15 protein-coding genes are annotated in these 17,663 nt (G+C 71.0%); 10 read left to right on the plus strand and 5 right to left on the minus strand.

Translation table 11 applies throughout. The features are described 5' to 3' along the window. Window positions 1-252: 252 nt before the first annotated feature. The 9 genes from QOM21_RS07735 to pssA all read left to right on the plus strand — a co-directional run bounded on the left by QOM21_RS07735 (window position 253) and on the right by pssA (window position 11,487). Window positions 253-2,073, plus strand: coding sequence for a 3-hydroxyacyl-CoA dehydrogenase family protein (locus QOM21_RS07735; RefSeq protein ID WP_407549001.1), 1,821 nt, complete (start codon window positions 253-255; stop codon window positions 2,071-2,073). 139 nt (window positions 2,074-2,212) lie between these two features. Beyond that, the gene (locus QOM21_RS07740) at window positions 2,213-3,016 is read left to right on the plus strand and encodes a TetR family transcriptional regulator (protein ID WP_407549002.1); all 804 of its coding nucleotides are present in this window, start codon (window positions 2,213-2,215) and stop codon (window positions 3,014-3,016) included. 739 nt (window positions 3,017-3,755) lie between these two features. After that, window positions 3,756-5,093 carry a crotonyl-CoA carboxylase/reductase gene (gene ccrA, locus QOM21_RS07745; RefSeq protein ID WP_407549003.1) on the plus strand — a complete coding sequence of 446 codons (1,338 nt, stop codon included), beginning with the start codon at window positions 3,756-3,758 and terminating at the stop codon, window positions 5,091-5,093. A gap of 31 nt (window positions 5,094-5,124) precedes the next feature. Further along, complete coding sequence (locus tag QOM21_RS07750; protein WP_407549004.1) at window positions 5,125-7,137, plus strand: protein meaA; 2,013 nt, start codon at window positions 5,125-5,127, stop codon at window positions 7,135-7,137. Continuing rightward, on the plus strand, window positions 7,134-8,099 hold the full coding sequence (locus QOM21_RS07755; RefSeq protein ID WP_407549005.1) for an HpcH/HpaI aldolase/citrate lyase family protein: 966 nt from the start codon (window positions 7,134-7,136) through the stop codon (window positions 8,097-8,099). Before QOM21_RS07750 ends, QOM21_RS07755 begins: the two co-directional genes overlap by 4 nt. A gap of 5 nt (window positions 8,100-8,104) precedes the next feature. Beyond that, window positions 8,105-8,629, plus strand: a complete 525-nt coding sequence (locus QOM21_RS07760; protein WP_407555604.1) for a MaoC family dehydratase — start codon at window positions 8,105-8,107, stop codon at window positions 8,627-8,629. 2 nt (window positions 8,630-8,631) lie between these two features. Continuing rightward, window positions 8,632-9,837, plus strand: a complete 1,206-nt coding sequence (locus QOM21_RS07765; RefSeq protein WP_393891777.1) for an acyl-CoA dehydrogenase family protein — start codon at window positions 8,632-8,634, stop codon at window positions 9,835-9,837. Between the two features lie 170 nt (window positions 9,838-10,007). Continuing rightward, complete coding sequence (locus QOM21_RS07770; protein ID WP_407549006.1) at window positions 10,008-10,655, plus strand: phosphatidylserine decarboxylase; 648 nt, start codon at window positions 10,008-10,010, stop codon at window positions 10,653-10,655. Continuing rightward, complete coding sequence (gene pssA / locus QOM21_RS07775) at window positions 10,642-11,487, plus strand: CDP-diacylglycerol--serine O-phosphatidyltransferase (protein WP_393891778.1); 846 nt, start codon at window positions 10,642-10,644, stop codon at window positions 11,485-11,487. The genes QOM21_RS07770 and pssA overlap by 14 nt, the downstream gene beginning before the upstream one ends. A gap of 308 nt (window positions 11,488-11,795) precedes the next feature. Here the strand turns inward: pssA and QOM21_RS07780 are convergent, their stop codons facing one another. Next, window positions 11,796-12,920 (minus strand): glycerate kinase, encoded by a 1,125-nt coding sequence (locus QOM21_RS07780; protein WP_407555605.1) that lies wholly within the window; start codon window positions 12,918-12,920, stop codon window positions 11,796-11,798. Window positions 12,921-13,104: 184 nt separating this feature from the next. Between QOM21_RS07780 and QOM21_RS07785 the strand changes: the two genes are divergently transcribed. Further along, window positions 13,105-13,617, plus strand: coding sequence for an NUDIX domain-containing protein (locus QOM21_RS07785; protein ID WP_407549007.1), 513 nt, complete (start codon window positions 13,105-13,107; stop codon window positions 13,615-13,617). A 90-nt stretch (window positions 13,618-13,707) separates the two neighbouring features. On the opposite strand, the gene QOM21_RS07790 is transcribed toward QOM21_RS07785, so the two are convergent. The 4 genes from QOM21_RS07790 to QOM21_RS07805 form a co-directional block, all read right to left on the minus strand. Next, window positions 13,708-14,316: a methylated-DNA--[protein]-cysteine S-methyltransferase gene (locus QOM21_RS07790; protein WP_407549008.1), complete on the minus strand. Its 609-nt coding sequence runs from the start codon at window positions 14,314-14,316 to the stop codon at window positions 13,708-13,710. An 11-nt stretch (window positions 14,317-14,327) separates the two neighbouring features. After that, window positions 14,328-15,800, minus strand: a complete 1,473-nt coding sequence (locus QOM21_RS07795; protein WP_407549009.1) for an AlkA N-terminal domain-containing protein — start codon at window positions 15,798-15,800, stop codon at window positions 14,328-14,330. A 104-nt stretch (window positions 15,801-15,904) separates the two neighbouring features. Continuing rightward, window positions 15,905-16,867, minus strand: a complete 963-nt coding sequence (gene pip, locus QOM21_RS07800) for a prolyl aminopeptidase (RefSeq protein WP_407549010.1) — start codon at window positions 16,865-16,867, stop codon at window positions 15,905-15,907. 81 nt (window positions 16,868-16,948) lie between these two features. Continuing rightward, complete coding sequence (locus tag QOM21_RS07805; protein ID WP_407549011.1) at window positions 16,949-17,467, minus strand: GNAT family N-acetyltransferase; 519 nt, start codon at window positions 17,465-17,467, stop codon at window positions 16,949-16,951. Between the last annotated feature and the right edge of the window lie 196 nt (window positions 17,468-17,663).

Genomic DNA, 17,663 nt, shown 5'->3' on the forward strand with positions numbered 1-17,663 from the left:
GGCCTGGTGACGCAGCCGCCATGAGTGACATCGGTTCGGCACCGCACAGCACGACACCTGTACGGAGAACACGGCACGGCCCCGGGACAGGGCTTGCCCGATCTCCCTTCCCGCCGGCGCTGCCCACAGTGCTGCGGCCCCGCGGCCCACCGCCGCCTCCCGCCGTTGCGCCTTGCTGCCCGCGCTCGCGGACTCAACCCCTCAGTCGTCACCTCTCCCCTGCCTCAGGGGAACACTCTCTGGAGTCTCGCGATGGGCCCTCAGTCCACACCGGACCTCTCAACTGAAGTCTCCCCCTCGTCCCTTTCCACCGTGGCCGTCGTCGGTCTCGGCACCATGGGCACCGGTATCGCCGAGGTGCTCACCCGGGCCGGCCGCGAGGTCATCGGCATCGACACCGACGAAGCCGCGGCCCGGCACGCCGTCGCCTCCCTCGCGGCCTCCACCGCCCGCGGCGTCGAGCGCGAGCGGATCACCGAGCGCGAGCGGCAGGACGTCCTCGCCCGCTTCCGCACCTTCTCGGACCTGCAGGCCGCCGCGGACGCCGACCTCGTCATCGAGGTGGTGCCGGAGGACTACGAGCTCAAGCGCCAGGTGATCACCGCGCTGGACGACATCGTGCGTCCGGAGGCCATCCTGGCCACCGGCACCAACGCGCTGTCGGTGACCCGGCTGGCCGCCGACTCCCTGCGCCCCGAGCGGGTGCTCGGCGTGCACTTCTTCAACCCCGCGCCGGCGATGAAGCTGGTCGAGGTGGTGTCCTCGGTGCTCACCGCGCCGACCGCGGTCGCCGCCGTCACCGAGCTGGCCCGCGACCTGGGCAAGAACCCCATCGCGGTCGGCGACCGCCCGGGATTCGTCGCCGACGGCCTGCTGTTCGGCTACCTCAACCAGGCCGCCGCGATGTACGAGTCCAAGTACGCCACCCGCGAGGACATCGACGCCGCGATGCGGCTCGGCTGCGGGCTGCCGATGGGCCCGCTGGCGCTGCTCGACCTGATCGGCGTGGACACCGCGCGGACGGTCCTGGAGGCGATGTACGCCGATTCCCGCGACCGGCTGCACGCCCCGGCGCCCATCCTGGGGCAGCTGGCCGAGGCCGGGCTGACCGGCCGCAAGGCGGGCCGCGGCTTCTACAGCTACGCCGAGCCGGGCAGCGGCGAGGTCGTGCCGGACGCGGAGACCCCCGAGGCCGCCGACGAGGCAGCGGCCGGCCGGAGCGTGCGCAGCGTCGGCGTGGCCGGCTCCGGAACCATGGCGAGCGGCATCGCCGAGGTGTTCGCGAAGGCGGGCTTCGAGGTCGTGCTGGCCGCCCGCAGCCTGGAGAAGGCGGAGAAGGCCAAGGCGAGGATCACCAAGTCGCTGGGCCGCTCGGTGGACAAGGGCCGGCTCGCCCCGGAGGCCCGGGACGCCGCCCTGGCGGCGATCACCCCGGCCGGTTCGCTCGACGCCTTCGCGGACGTCGATCTCGCCGTCGAGGCGGTCGCCGAGGACCTGGAGGTCAAGCAGCAGCTGTTCGGCACGCTGGACAAGGTCTGCAAGCCGGGCGCCGTCCTCGCCACCACCACCTCCTCGCTGCCTGTGGTGGCCTGTGCCCGCGCCACCTCGCGGCCGCAGGACGTCATCGGGATGCACTTCTTCAACCCGGCGCCCGCGATGAAGCTGGTGGAGGTCGTGCGCACGGTCCTGACCGCGGATGACGTGCACGCCACGGTGCGGGCGGTCTGCACGAAGGTCCGCAAGCACCCGGTGGACTGCGGCGACCGTGCCGGATTCATCGTGAACGCGCTGCTGTTCCCGTACCTCAACAACGCGATCAAGATGGTCCAGGAGCACTACGCGACCCTGGACGACATCGACGCGGCGATGAAGCTCGGCGGCGGGTACCCGATGGGACCCTTCGAGCTCCTGGACGTCGTCGGGCTCGACGTCTCGCTGGCCATCGAGAAGGTGCTGCACGCGGAGTTCCGCGACCCCGGGCTGGCCCCGGCGCCACTGCTGGAGCACCTCGTCGCCGCGGGCTGCCTCGGCCGCAAGACCGGCCGCGGCTTCCGTGAGTACGCCCGGCGCTGACGGGTGGGGACATCCCCGGTCGAAAGACGGGGGAACGTGGGGCGGGCTGCTGGCACCATCCGGCGGCCCGCCCCAGGTCAGGGGGGCGCGGACGGCAGCCGATGCCGCAGGCCGCGTAAACATGCAGTACCGTCCCCACATGTCCCAGCCCGCTCGCACGCCATCGACCGACACACCCGAGACCAGCACTCCCGGCACCCGCCGCGCAGCCGCCCAACGGCTGAAAATGCGCCGCGAATTGTCCGCTGCGGCGATGGAACTGTTCGCGACCAAGGGCTACGAGGCGACGACGGTCGACGAGATCGCGGCCGCCGCGGGCGTCGCCCGCCGCACCTTCTTCCGCCACTTCCGCTCCAAGGAAGAGGCGATCTTCCCCGACCACGACGACACCCTCGTACGTGCCGAGGCCGTCCTGGACGCCGCCCCGCAGCACGAGCACCCGCTCGACACGGTCTGCCGCGGCATCAAGGAAGTCATGCGGATGTACGCGGCCTCCCCGGCCGTGGCCGTCGCCCGCTACCGCCTCACCCGCGAGGTGCCCACCCTTCGCGAGGCGGAGATCGCCTCGGTGGCCCGCTACGAGCGGCTGTTCACCCGCTACCTCCTGGGCCACTTCGACGAGGGCGCGCACCGCGAGGGCGACGACGATCCGCTGCTCGCCGAGGTCGCCGCGTCCGCGGTGGTCACCGCGCACAACCACGTGCTGCGGCGCTGGCTGCGGGCGGGCGCCGAGGGCGATGTGGAGGCCCAGCTCGACCACGCCTTCGAGATCGTCCGGGAGACGTTCGGCTCGGGCATCGGCGCGGGCCGCACCTCGGCCGGCGAGAGCCCTCCGGCGGCCGTCTCGCGGGAGGGCGAGGTCCTGGTCGCGGTGGCGCGGACCGACGCCCCGCTGGACGAGGTCATGCGCACCATCCGCAAGGCCATCAAGGACCGCAACTGAGCACTGATCCGGTGACGCGCTGACGCACCCGATCCGCTCGCGTTCTTCACCACGGGGGAGAACGCGAGCGACGCGGGCCGGGACGGCCCGCACCACCGCCCCACGGCCGCTGCCGGACCCCCGCGGCCCCTCGCAAGACCCGCGGCGCCTCCCGAGAGCCCGCTCGCGCCCTTCTCCGGCCGGGCGCGCCGGCCGCATCCCTCGCCGAGCCGAATCCACTCCATCGCGACCCGCATGGGCTAACCCACCCATGCCCACCCAACGCATGCACGACGACGCGAAGAGTGAGGAATACCCCCCACAAGGCAGCCTCTGTTGCTCATGCGTGCCCGCCGGATGACATCTGAGAGAAATTGCTGGCACTCAGTGTCTTGTCGAGTGGCACGCGGTGTCATACGTTGAGTGTGTCCGGGCGGCCGGCGCGCAGTGCACCTTCGTGCGCCGGCTGTCCCAGCAAGCCACCCGTGGCTGCTCGCCCGGATGCCTGCGTCACCAGGCGACCCCGCGCTCACCCAGCGCTGCCAGGCGCCGCGACCGACGCCCCGCGACAACCGCGGGAGCCGAGGAAACGGAGCCACCCGGCCGAACCGACGGCACCACCTCCGCACCACCCCCGACGTTCCACCCAAGCGTTTCCCTCAACGCTTCCCCGAGCTCCCGGATCCGCCCCACGCTCTCGGCCTCCCGCCGAGCAGGTGGATCCCCGAGCAGGGGAGATCACACTCGCCGGAGGCACACCGTGAACGAAATCCTGGACGCAATCCTCGCGACCGACACCACCAGCGACGACTTCGCCGCGCTGACCATCCCCGAGTCCTACCGCGCGGTGACCGTGCACAAGGACGAGGCCGAGATGTTCACCGGCGTGCCGTCCAAGGAGAAGGACCCCCGCAAGTCGCTGCACGTCGAAGACGTGCCGGTGCCCGAGCTCGGCCCCGGTGAGGCGCTGGTGGCCGTGATGGCCTCCTCCGTCAACTACAACTCCGTGTGGACCTCGATCTTCGAGCCGGTGTCGACGTTCGGGTTCCTGGAGCGCTACGGCCGCCTCTCCCCGCTCACCAAGCGCCACGACCTGCCGTATCACGTCATCGGCTCCGACCTCGCCGGTGTCGTGCTGCGCACCGGCCCGGGCGTCAACGCCTGGGGCCCGGGTGACGAGGTCGTCGCGCACTGCCTGTCCGTGGAGCTGGAGTCCTCCGACGGCCACAACGACACGATGCTCGACCCCGAGCAGCGGATCTGGGGCTTCGAGACGAACTTCGGCGGCCTCGCCGAGATCGCTCTGGTCAAGTCCAACCAGCTGATGCCCAAGCCCCAGCACCTGAGCTGGGAGGAGGCGGCGTCGCCCGGTCTGGTCAACTCGACCGCGTACCGCCAGCTGGTCTCCCGCAACGGCGCCGGGATGAAGCAGGGCGACAACGTCCTGATCTGGGGCGCCAGCGGCGGCCTCGGCAGCTACGCCACCCAGTTCGCGCTGGCCGGCGGCGCCAACCCGATCTGCGTGGTCTCCAGCGACCAGAAGGCGGAGATCTGCCGGAAGATGGGCGCCGAGGCGATCATCGACCGCAACGCCGAGGGCTACAAGTTCTGGAAGGACGAGCACAACCAGGACCCGCGCGAGTGGAAGCGCTTCGGCAAGCGCATCCGCGAGCTGACCGGCGGCGAGGACGTGGACATCGTCTTCGAGCACCCCGGCCGGGAGACCTTCGGCGCGTCCGTGTACGTCACCCGCAAGGGCGGCACCATCGTGACCTGTGCCTCGACCTCCGGCTACAACCACGAGTACGACAACCGCTACCTGTGGATGTCGCTGAAGCGGATCGTCGGCTCGCACTTCGCCAACTACCGCGAGGCGTGGGAGGCCAACCGACTGATCGCAAAGGGCAAGATCCACCCGACCCTGTCGCGTACGTACACTCTCGAAGAAACCGGCCAGGCCGCCTACGACGTGCACCGCAACCTCCATCAGGGCAAGGTCGGCGTGCTGGCGCTGGCACCCGAGGAGGGGATGGGTGTGCGCGACGAGGAGATGCGCGCCAAGCACCTCGACGCCATCAACCGGTTCCGGAACGTCTGAAGCGTCTGAACCACGAAGATACGGGTCGCAAATGACTGAGCGTCAGAAGGATCGTCCGTGGCTGATGCGGACGTACGCCGGACACTCCACCGCCGAGGCGTCCAACGAGCTGTACCGGCGCAACCTCGCCAAGGGCCAGACCGGTCTGTCGGTCGCGTTCGATCTTCCGACGCAGACCGGTTACGACCCCGACCACATTCTCGCCCGCGGCGAGGTCGGCCGGGTCGGGGTTCCGGTGTCCCATCTCGGTGACATGCGGCGGCTGTTCCAGGACATCCCGCTGGACCAGATGAACACCTCGATGACCATCAACGCCACGGCCATGTGGCTGCTGGCGATGTACGAGGTGGTGGCCGAGGAGCAGGGCGCCGACATCTCCAAGCTGTCGGGGACGACGCAGAACGACATCGTCAAGGAGTACCTGTCGCGGGGGACGCACGTCTTCCCGCCGGGCCCCAGCCTGCGCCTGACCACCGACATGATCACGTACACGGTGGCCCACATCCCCAAGTGGAACCCGATCAACATCTGCAGCTACCACCTGCAGGAAGCGGGCGCCACGCCGGTCCAGGAGATCGCGTACGCGATGAGCACCGCGATCGCGGTGCTGGACGCGGTACGCGACTCCGGGCAGGTGCCGGCGGAGAAGTTCGGCGATGTCGTCGCCCGGATCTCCTTCTTCGTCAACGCCGGCGTCCGCTTCGTCGAGGAGATGTGCAAGATGCGCGCCTTCGGCCGCATCTGGGACCGCATCACGCGTGAGCGCTACGGCATCGAGAACGACAAGCAGCGCCGCTTCCGCTACGGCGTGCAGGTCAACTCGCTCGGCCTGACAGAGGCGCAGCCGGAGAACAACGTCCAGCGCATCGTGCTGGAGATGCTCGCCGTCACGCTCTCCAAGGACGCCCGCGCCCGCGCCGTCCAGCTCCCCGCCTGGAACGAGGCGCTGGGACTGCCGCGGCCGTGGGACCAGCAGTGGTCGCTGCGCATCCAGCAGGTGCTGGCCCATGAGAGCGACCTGCTGGAGTACGAGGACATCTTCGCCGGCTCGCACGTCATCGAGGCCAAGGTCGACGCCCTGGTCGACGAGTGCCTGACCGAGATCGAGCGGATCCAGGAGATGGGCGGCGCGATGGCCGCCGTGGAGTCCGGCTACCTCAAGTCGCAGCTGGTCTCCGCGCACGCCGAGCGGCGGGCCAGGATCGAGGCCGGCGAGGAGAAGATCGTCGGCGTCAACTGCTACGAGTCGACCGAGCCCAACCCGCTCACCGCGGACCTCGACACCGCGATCATGACCGTCGACCCCGCCAACGAGGCGCGCGTCGTCAAGGCCCTGCACGACTGGCGGGACAACCGCGACGAGGCACGCGCCCAGGAGGCGCTGTCGACGCTCAAGAAGACCGCGGCGGGCGACGGCAACCTCTTCGCGGCCACCCTGGAGTGCGCCCGCGCCGGCGTCACGACCGGCGAGTGGGCCTGGGCGCTGCGGGACGTGTTCGGCGAGTTCCGGGCCCCCACGGGCGTCTCCAGCGCGCCGGTGGCGGTCGCCGCCGAGACGGGCACCCCGCTCGCGGCCGTCCGCGAGAAGGTCGCCAGGACCGCCGAGGACCTCGGCAGCGGCAAGCTGCGCCTGCTGGTCGGCAAGCCCGGCCTGGACGGGCACAGCAACGGCGCCGAGCAGATCGCCGTACGGGCCCGTGACGCGGGCTTCGAGGTGATCTACCAAGGCATCCGGCTCACGCCGGAGCAGATCGTCTCGGCGGCGGTCGCCGAGGACGTGCACTGCGTCGGGCTGTCGATCCTCTCCGGCTCGCACGCCGAGCTGGTGCCGGACGTACTGGCCCGGCTGCACCGCACCGGCGTCGACGACATGCCGGTCATCGTCGGCGGGATCATCCCGTCCGCCGACGCCACCGCCCTCCGCGAAGCCGGAGTCGCGGCGGTATTCACACCCAAGGACTTCGGTATCACGGAGATCATCGGCCGTATCGTCGACGAGATCCGGAAGGCGAACAAGCTCGACCCCCTGGAGGTCCCCGCATGAGCACCCCCGTCAACCGTCTGCGCCCGCGCCGCTCCTGCCTCGCGGTCCCCGGCAGCAACCCCCGTTTCCTGGAGAAGGCCCAGGGCCTGCCGGCCGACCAGGTCTTCCTGGACCTGGAGGACGCCTGCGCGCCGCTCGCCAAGGAAGGCGCCCGCCACACCATCGTGGACGCGCTGAACAACGGTGACTGGACCGGCAAGACGCGGGTCGTGCGGGTCAACGACTGGACCACGCACTGGACGTACCGGGACGTCATCACGGTCGTCGAGGGCGCGGGCCCCAACCTCGACTGCATCATGCTGCCGAAGGTCCAGGACGCCCAGCAGATCGTCGCGCTCGACCTGCTGCTGACGCAGATCGAGAAGACCATGGGCTTCGAGGTCGGCAAGATCGGCATCGAGGCGCAGATCGAGAACGCCAAGGGCCTGGTGAACGTCGACGCGATCGCCGGCGCCTCGCCGCGCCTGGAGACCATCATCTTCGGCCCGGCCGACTTCATGGCCTCCATCAACATGAAGTCCCTGGTGGTCGGCGAGCAGCCGCCCGGCTACGGCGCCGACGCCTACCACTACATTCTGATGCGCATTCTGATGGCCGCCCGCACCTACGATCTGCAGGCTATCGATGGCCCCTACCTTCAGATCAAGAATGTTGACGGGTACCGCGAGGTCGCCGGCCGCGCCGCCGCGCTCGGCTTCGACGGCAAGTGGGTGCTGCACCCCGGCCAGGTCGACGCCGCGAACGAGGTCTTCTCCCCCTCCCAGGAGGACTACGACCACGCCGAGCTGATCCTGGACGCCTACGAGTGGCACACCTCCGAGGCGGGCGGCGCCAAGGGTTCGGCGATGCTCGGCGACGAGATGATCGACGAGGCGAGCCGCAAGATGGCGCTGGTCATCTCCGGCAAGGGCCGGGCCGCCGGCATGACCCGCACGTCCAAGTTCGAGGCCCCGGAGGCGTGAGCGCGATGCAGTTCGGCCGTACCTACGAAGAGTTCACCGTCGGCGATGTCTACAAGCACTGGCCGGGGAAAACCGTCACGGAATACGACGACCACCTCTTCTGTCTGCTGACGATGAACCATCACCCGCTGCACATGGACAGCAACTACGCGGAGAAGACCACCGACTTCGGAAAGAATGTCGTGGTCGGCAATTACATCTACTCCCTGCTGCTGGGCATGTCGGTGCCGGACGTCTCCGGAAAGGCCATCGCCAACCTGGAGATCGAGTCCCTCAAGCACGTCGCGCCGACCTTCCACGGCGACACGATCTACGGCGAGACGACGGTGCTGGACAAGACGCCGTCGAAGTCCAAGACGGACCGCGGCATCGTGTACGTCGAGACCAAGGGCTACAAGCAGGACGGCACCCTGGTCTGCGTCTTCCGGCGCAAGGTGATGGTCCCCACCGAGACCTACATCAAGGAGCGCGGCGGCGAGCAGCCCGGCCGCCCCGAGCTGCAGGCCCCTCCGGCAAAGAAGGAGAAGTAGCGATGAGCCGTCTTTCGCAGACCGAGGGCCTGACCGACATTCAGCGGGAAATCCTCTCCACCGTCCGCGATTTCGTGGACAAGGAGATCATTCCGGTCGCCACGGAGCTGGAGCACCGGGACGAGTACCCCACGCAGATCGTCGAGGGCCTCAAGGAACTCGGTGTCTTCGGCCTGATGATTCCCGAGGAGTACGGCGGCCTCGGGGAGTCCCTGCTCACCTACGCGCTGACGGTCGAGGAGATCGCGCGCGGCTGGATGAGCGTCTCGGGCATCATCAACACCCACTTCATCGTGGCGTACATGCTCAAGCAGCACGGCACGCAGGAGCAGAAGGACCACTTCCTGCCGAAGATGGCGGCGGGCGAAATCCGCGGCGCCTTCTCGATGTCGGAGCCGGCACTGGGCTCGGACGTCTCGGCGATTTCCTCCAAGGGCGTGCGGGACGGCGACGAGTACGTCCTCAACGGCCAGAAGATGTGGCTCACCAACGGTGGCACGTCCACCCTCGTCGCGGTGCTGTGCAAGACGGACGAGGGCCACCCGGAGGGCACCGCGCCGCACAAGTCGATGACGACCTTCCTGGTGGAGAAGGAGCCGGGCTTCGGCGAGGTGCGGCCCGGCCTGACCATTCCGGGCAAGATCGACAAGATGGGCTACAAGGGGGTCGACACCACCGAGCTGATCATGGACGGCCTGCGGATCCCGGCCGACCGGGTGCTCGGCGGCGAGACCGGACGTGGCTTCTATCACATGATGGACGGCGTCGAGGTCGGCCGCGTGAATGTGGCCGCGCGCGGCTGCGGTGTCGCGCAGCGCGCCTTCGAGCTGGGGGTTTCCTACGCCCAGCAGCGACACACCTTCGGCAAGCCCATCGCCCAGCATCAGGCCATCCAGTTCAAACTGGCCGAAATGGCCACAAAGGTCGAAGCGGCCCATGCAATGATGGTGAACGCCGCTCGCAAGAAGGACTCGGGTCAGCGCAACGACCTCGAGGCGGGCATGGCGAAGTACCTGGCCTCCGAGTACTGCAAGGAGGTCGTCGAAGACGCCTTCCGCATCCACGGCGGCTACGGCTTCTCCAAGGAGTACGAGATCGAGCGTCTCTACCGCGAGGCCCCGATGCTCCTGATCGGTGAAGGTACCGCCGAGATCCAGAAAATGATCATTGGTCGCCGGCTACTGGAGGAGTACCGAATCCAGGGGTGAACGCCCTGTTTGGGGCGCTTTCGTCTTGACGAAGATCACACCCCGTCATCGTTCTTCGGCCATGGATTGGCTCTGGCTCTTGGCCAGTTGCCGCCCGCAACCGATAGCATCCCCGGAAAGCCGCCGTCCCCCGTACCCCTACGCGGCATCCTCCGCTACGAAGGTCATCCATGCCCCACAGCCAATCCTCTGCACAACGCGGTCGTGTCCGCCTCGCGCGCGGAGCGTCGCCGTGGCTCCTGCCGACCGTCGCCACGGCAGCGGTCAGCCTCGCCCGGTCCCGCCGGTCGGGCCGCTGGGCTGCTGTCGCCGTGCCCACCACCGCGCTGGCGGCGGGCATGCTGTGGTTCTTCCGCGACCCGGAGCGGGAGATCGCTCAGGGCCGCGTCATCTCCCCGGCCGACGGCGTGGTGCAGAGCATCATGCCGTGGAAGGACGGACGCACCCGCGTCGCGATCTTCATGAGCCCGTTGAACGTGCATGTCAACCGCGCGCCGCTGGCCGGCACGGTGACGTCCGTGGAGCACATCCCCGGTGGATTCGTTCCGGCGTTCAACAAGGAGAGCGAGAACAACGAGCGGGTCGTCTGGCACTTCGACACCGAGCTCGGCGACATCGAGATGGTGCAGATCGCCGGCGCGGTCGCGCGCCGCATCGTCCCGTACGTGCCCCAGGGCACCAAGGTCGAGCAGGGCGACCGCATCGGCTTGATCCGCTTCGGCTCGCGGGTCGACGTCTACCTCCCGGAGGGCGTCGAGGCCGCGGTCGAGGTCGGCCAGACCACCACCGCGGGGGTGACTCGTCTTGACCGTGATTGATCCCGAGACGCAGGCGGGCTGGGCACCCGAGACCGAGGAAGAGGACGACATGCCGCTGTCCACGCGGCTGTCAATAGCGGACACCCTCACCCTCGGCAACGCGATCTGCGGCTTCATGGCCGTGTACTTCACGACCACCGGCGTCCTCATCCCGCACCTGACGGGGACCGAGGACGGCGGCATGGCCCGGCACAGCGCGGCCATGGCCGTGATCCTGATGCTGCTCGCTTCGGTGTTCGACCTCTTCGACGGACTGGTGGCCCGCAAGCTGCGCAGCTCCGCGATGGGGGCCGAGCTGGACAACCTCTCCGACCTGATCAGCTTCGGCCTCGCACCCGCCTACTTCGTCGTGACCTGGGGCATGGTCGCCCAGGACGCGCACCAGCGGGTGTCGGTGGTCGCGGCGGTCGTGGTGCTGCTGGCGGTGGTGCTGCGGCTCGCGCGGTTCTCCTGCGTCACGCTGCGCGACGGAATCTTCCAGGGCATGCCGAGTCCGTTCGGCGCCCTGACCGTCGTCGCCATCGTGCTGCTGGAGCTGCCGTTCCTGCCGACGCTGCTGGCGATCATCGGGGTGGCCTGGCTGATGGTGAGCCGGGTCGAGTACCCCAAGCCGCGGGGGCGGCTCGCGGTGGCGATGCTCAGCTGGATCGTGCTCAGCATGGGCATGCTCGCTGCCTGGGCGCTGGACGCCCCCGGCGGCCAGCTGCTGCTGCAGACCGGCTGCGCCCTGCAGGTGGTGATGGGCGCGATGATCCCGCTGTTCGCCACTGCCCGGCGGGTCAACACCTTCCGCGACAACCGTCGCGAGGCGCGTGCCGCGCAGCTTCCGTAGCGCACACGCACCACAACGCCGAGAGCCCCGAGCGCATCCGCGCTCGGGGCTCTCGCGTTTCATTCAGGATCCTGTGGGCCTGTGGCAGCCCGTGTGTGGGCGGAGAGGGCCTTGTGGGGCCCTGAGCCGTGTGCGGGGCTGCGCGAGCCTCTGCGGGCGCCTGGAGAGGCCCGCGCAGGCAAGTCCCTGAAGGCTTCTCCCGGCCGAGGAGTTCGGGGAGGCCGGTGCCCGGCTCTTCCCGTCCACAAGGAGCAGGGAGGGCCGGTGCCGGGCGAAGGCGCCCGGTGCCGGCCCTCCCTGCCGCTCGCTCAGAGCAGGAAGTCGCGGGCCAGGCTCTCCGCCGCCCGCTCCAGCAGCGGGCCGGCCTCGGCCATGCAGCGCGCGGGGTCGGGCTCCAGCTCCGTCAGCGCGTAGGCGCGCCGGATGCCTGCCGCGACCAGCGCGTCCTGGGACAGCGCGAGCCGGCCGCAGACCGCGACCACGTCGATGCCCGCGGCCCGCGCGGCGGCGGCCACCCCCGCGGGCGCCTTGCCGTGCAGCGTCTGCTGGTCGAGCGAGCCCTCGCCGGTGATGACGAAGGTGGCGCGGGCCAGGGCGGGCGCGAAGCCCAGCACATCGAGCATGACGTCGATACCCGGGCGGAACGCCGCGTCGAGGCCGACCAGCGCGCCGTACCCGATACCGCCCGCCGCGCCCGCTCCGGGCGCCAGGGCGTGCTCCGCGGCCTTGGTGCCGACGGCGCGCTCCAGTACCTCGGCGTAGTGCGCGAGGGCGGCGTCCAGCGCCGCGACGTCCTCCTCGCTCGCGCCCTTCTGCGGGCCGTAGACCGCGGGCGCGCCCTTCGGGCCGGTGAGCGGGTTGTCGACGTCGCTGGCGAGCACGATCTCGGTGTGCTCCAGCCGGGGGTCGAGGCCCGACAGATCCGCCGTGGCGAGATCCTTGAGCGGGCCGCCGCCGGGCGCCACCGGCACGCCGTCCGCGTCCAGGAACCGGGCGCCGAGCGCCGCGAGCATCCCCGCGCCGCCATCGGTCGTGGCGCTGCCGCCGACGCCGAAGACGATCGAGGTCGCGCCCGCGTCGAGCGCCGCGAGGAGCAGCTCGCCGGTGCCGAACGTGGTCGCCGTGAGGGGGGCGAAGACGCCCTCCGGGAGGTGTTGCAGTCCGGATGCCTCCGCCATCTCCACCACCGCGGTGCCGTCGGCGCGCAGCGCGAAGGTGGCCGTCACCGGACTTCCGGTGGGGCCGGTGACCCGGGCCTGGTGCCGGGTGAAGCCGGCCGCCAGCGCCGCGGCGACCGTGCCGTCGCCGCCGTCCGCGACCGGGATGGCCGCCACGTCCAACGTGGGGATCACGCGTCGCAGACCGGCCGTGACGTGCTCGGCGACCTCGACGGCCGTGAGCGAACCCTTGAACTTGTCCGCGGCGATCAGCACATGTGCTGTGTTGGTCCTTGCTGCGTCCGCCACCGTGTTTCCCCTTGCTTTCGAACTGGCAGTCGCGCCGCTGTGACCTTATCCGGGTTGCGGCCCGGCGAACAGGGCACACCGGTCCCGGGCGAGGTCGGACGCGTCCTCGTGCGCGCTCGAAGATCCGTCGGACACGCTCTAGGCTCGCGCCGTGACGACCTTGGATTACGCCACTTACCTCGCCGGACTGCCCCGTGTGCTCGCGGGTGCGGGCGCCGTCTTCCGGGATGCGGAGGGCCGCATCCTGCTGGTGGAGCCCAACTATCGCGACACCTGGCTCGTGCCGGGCGGGACCGTCGAGTCGGACGCCGGGGAGTCGCCCCGGCAGGCCGCCCGCCGCGAGACCGCCGAGGAGATCGGCCTGGACGTCGAGCTGGGCGCGCTGCTCACCGTCGACTGGGTCCGGGGGGAGGGCCGGCCGCCGCTGGTGTCGTACCTCTTCGACGGTGGGGTGCTGGACGCGGACCGGCTCGCCGCCGTCCGGCTCCAGGAGGAGGAGCTGCTGTCCTGGCGGCTGGTGCACTTCGACGAGGCGCAGACCCTCGTGAGCGCGCAGATGGCGCTGCGCCTCGGTGTCGCCCTCAAGGTCCTCGCGGAGGGCGGCGGCCCCGCGGAGCTGGAGGACGGCGTGCCGCCCGCGGGTGCTTCCGGCGCGTCGGCGTGAGGTGCGCTGTTCCGCGGCCGCTGCGCGCAGGGGCCGCGGAGCCCTTTCGCCGCGGGGCGTAACGCGGCTCGGGCTCCCGGCTGCCCGGCCTCAGCCGCAGGTCTCCGCGGGGAACAGGCCACTGTCCTCGCGCTCGAAGTCGAGCAGGCGGCGCTTGCGGTCCAGGCCGCCGCCGTAACCGGTGAGGCTGCCGTTGGCGCCGACGACGCGGTGGCAGGGGACGATGATCCCCACCGGGTTGCGTCCGTTGGCCAGCCCTACCGCGCGGGCTGCCGACGGGGCGCCGAGACGTGCGGCGAGCTGTCCGTAGCTGAGCGTCTCGCCGTACGGGATGGTGCACAGGGCCGCCCAGACGCGCCGCTGGAACGGGGTGCCGCGCAGCGCCAGGGGCAGGTCGAAGGTGGTCAACTCACCGCGGAAATATGCCGTGAGCTGGGCGATGGTCGCGGCGTAGGGCTCCTCGCGGGGGTCCGCGGGGAGACCGAAGTTCTCCTGGGGCGGGCGGTGGCGCTGGTCGGTCATGTAGAGGCCGGTGAGGGCGGAGCCTTCGGCGACGAGGGTCAGCGGGCCCACCGGTGTGTCGTCCACGACGGTGTGGGTGCGGGCCTGATCGCCTGCGCTCCGATCGGGGTCCTCGGGGCGATGGGATGGCTCGGGGTGCCCGTCGAGGTCGGAGTGCCGGGGCATGGGAAGGGTCATGGCAGCGGGTCTCAGTTCGTGGGGAGACGGTTGATGGGGTGGTCGTCCGTGGCCCAGAGGTACTGGACGGCGTAGGCACGCCAGGGACTCCAGATCGCGGAGTGCTTGACGAGGGCCGCGGGGGTGTCGGGCAGACCGAGCCGTGCGGCGGCGCGGCGCAGACCGAGGTCGGTGGGGGTGAAGGCGTCGGGATCGCCGAGGGCGCGCATCGCGATGCATTCGACGGTCCACGGCCCGACGCCCGGCAGCTCCGCGAGCCGGGCGCGGGCCTCCTCCCGGTCACTGCCCACACCGAGGTGCAGGCCGCCGGAGGCCAGGCCCGCGATGACGCCGGTGAGCGTGGCGCGGCGGGTGCGGGGCATGGCCAGGGACTCCGGATCCAGCTCGGCGAGTGCCGCGGCGGACGGGAAGAGGTGGCTGAGGCCGCCGCTCGCGTCGTCGATCCTCTCGCCGTGGGCGAGGACCAGCCGGGCCGCGTGGGTGCGGGCGGCCGCGGTGGAGACCTGCTGGCCGAGGACGGCGCGGACCGCGAACTCGTCGGCGTCGACGGTGCGCGGGACGCGCCGGCCCGGCGCCTTGTTGACGAGCGGGGCCAGCTGCGGATCCTCGCGCAGCAGCCCGTCGACGGCCTCCGGGTCCGCGTCGAGGTCGAGCATCCGGCGGCAGCGGGCGATGGCGCCCGCCAGGTCGCGCAGATCGGTGAGGGACAGCCGGCAGTCGATGTGGTCGGGGCGGGGCGAGAGGGCGACGATGCCGTGGCCGTAGGGCAGCGCCAGGGTGCGGCGGTAGGCGCCGTCCCGCCACTCCTCGACGCCGGGGACTGCGGTGGCCGCGAGATGCCCGAAGAGGTTGTCGGGGTTCAGCGGCTGTCGAAAGGGGAGCCGCAGTGCGAGCGTGCCGGGGGCGGCGGTGCGCGGGCCGGGCCTGGCCCGCTCGCGCAGCGCGGTCGGGGCGAGCGCGAAGACCTCGCGCACGGTCTCGTTGAAGGTACGGATGCTGGCGAAGCCGGCGGCGAAGGCGATTTCGGCCATCGGCAGTGCGGTGGTTTCCACCAGCAGCCGGGCGGTCTGGGCGCGCTGGGCGCGGGCCAGGGCGAGTGGTCCCGCGCCGAGTTCGGCGAGGAGCTGGCGCTCTATCTGGCGGGGGCTGTAGCCGAGCCTGCCGGCCAGGCCCGGGACGCCCTCGCGGTCGACGACACCGTCCGCGATCAGCCGCATGGCGCGGGCGACGAGGTCGGCCCGCTCGTCCCACTGCGGCGAGCCGGGGCTGGCGTCCGGGCGGCAGCGCTTGCAGGCACGGAACCCGGCCTGCTGGGCGGCGGCGGCGCTCGGGTAGAAGCTCATGTTCTCGGGCTTGGGCGGCACCACCGGGCAGCTGGGGCGGCAGTAGATACGGGTCGTGAGCACGGCGGTGTAGAACCAGCCGTCGAAGCGGGCGTCCTTGGACTGCACGGCGCGCACGCAGCGCTCGGTGTCGGTGTGCATGACCTCAGGATTCCTCAGTCGCCACCTCTCCGGCTGGCGAGAATCCGACATCGAGGTCGCGGTGCCGGAGACCGGACGCACCCGCCCCCGGGGCGCCCGGCGGGTCAGGTCCCGGCATACCGGTCGAGCGCCGCGATCACCTGCGCCTGCGTGGTGTCGCTCCCCTTGTGCCCGGCGTCGTCGAGGACGATCAGCCGGGCGTCGGGCCAGGCCCGGGACAGCTCCCAGGCGGTGCCGAGGGGGCCGGCCATGTCCTGACGGCCGTGGATGAGCATTCCGGGGATGCCGGCGAGCCGCCCGGCGCCGCGCAGCAGGGCGCCTTCCTCCAGCCATGCGCCGTGGGAGAAGTAGTGCGAGCAGATCCGGACCAGCGCCATCCGGGCCGCGGACGGCCGGTCGCCGTACGGATGGGCGCTGCCGGACGGCTCCAGGGAGAGGACCGCGTCCTCCCAGGCGCACCAGTCGGCGGTCGCCCGCTCCCGGACGGCGGGGTCGGGGTCGGCCACCAGGCGGGCGTACGCCCCGAGGAGGTCGCCGTCGCGGGGCGCGCCGCGGGCGCCGGCGGCGAAGCGCTCCCACTCCTCGGGGAAGAACCGGCCGACGCCCCGGTAGAGCCAGTCGATCTCCGAGCGCCGGGTCGTCGTGACGCCGGGGATGACGATCTCCGACACGCGGTGCGGGTGGCGCTCCGCGTACGCCAGGAGCAGGGTCGAACCCCACGAACCGCCGAACAGCAGCCAGCGTTCGATACCGAGGTGCTCCCGCAGCCGCTCCATGTCGGCGAGCAGATGGCCGGTGGTGTTGTACCGCATGTCGGTGGCCGGGTCGCTCGCGTGCGGGGTGCTCCGTCCGCAGCCTCGTTGGTCGAACAGGACGGTGCGGTAGCGGCCGGGGTCGAAGTGCCGGCGTGCGCCGGCCGTGCAGCCGGACCCCGGTCCGCCGTGGACGACCAGGGCGGGCTTGCCGCCGGGATTGCCGCAGACCTCCCAGTACACGAGGTTGCCGTCGCCGACGTCGAGCATCCCCGTGTCGTACGGCTCGATCGCCGGATAGCGCTGCTCGGTCACCTTCGCTTCTCCTCCCGCTCAACGGACCGGTCGACCGCTGACGTCCCGGCGCCGGCTGCCGACCCCGCTCCGCCGATGTGCCTACCGCTGACCACTGGTATCGAACAACAGCCAGACGTCCGGAGGAAGTTCGGGGTGGCCGAGGACCGGACGCCGTTCCTCGTGCCAGGCCGGGCCGACGGCCGCGGTGGCTACCTTCCGCCAGAACGGCGCGGCCGCCGGGTTGTCCTCCTGAAAGGCGATCGCCCAGGGGCCGGGCTGCCGGCGCAGCAGTTCCAGGGCGGCCCGATGCCCGACCCGGCGCCGGCGCAGGGCCCGGACGACGAAGAACGCGCTGAGGGAGGTGGCGGCGTCGAGGCGCCGGGTCAGCGCGAATCCGGCGAGCCGGGAGCCGTGGTGGATGAGGTGGGCGGCGCGGCCCGGCCCGGTGAAGAACAGGGGCAGCTCGCCGACGTGGAACCGGCCGTCGGCGTACGGCCCGGTCCCTCGGAATTCGGACAGGTCATGGCGCTCCAACTGCGCCAGCCGTTCCACCACGGGCTGCAGGTCGCCGGTGGCGGCGCGAACGGTGACCTCGGCGGAGTCCTCGACGGCGTTCACCCTGCCATCGTGACAGCCGTGCAGCTGGTTCGGCCGCTGCCCGCGCACCGCCGCGGTGGCCCGCCCGATGCGGCGCAAGTGGCAGATCTTGCCGTCGGCACGGCAAAGCAGCAGGTCAAAGGGGTGACCGGGGAACGTCAGGTGGCGCAACACTTCAGCAACACCATGTGCGCCCTCGCGTCGGTATGGTCCACCG

This window comes from Streptomyces sp. Pv4-95 (assembly GCF_045782725.1).
Taxonomy (GTDB): domain Bacteria; phylum Actinomycetota; class Actinomycetes; order Streptomycetales; family Streptomycetaceae; genus Streptomyces.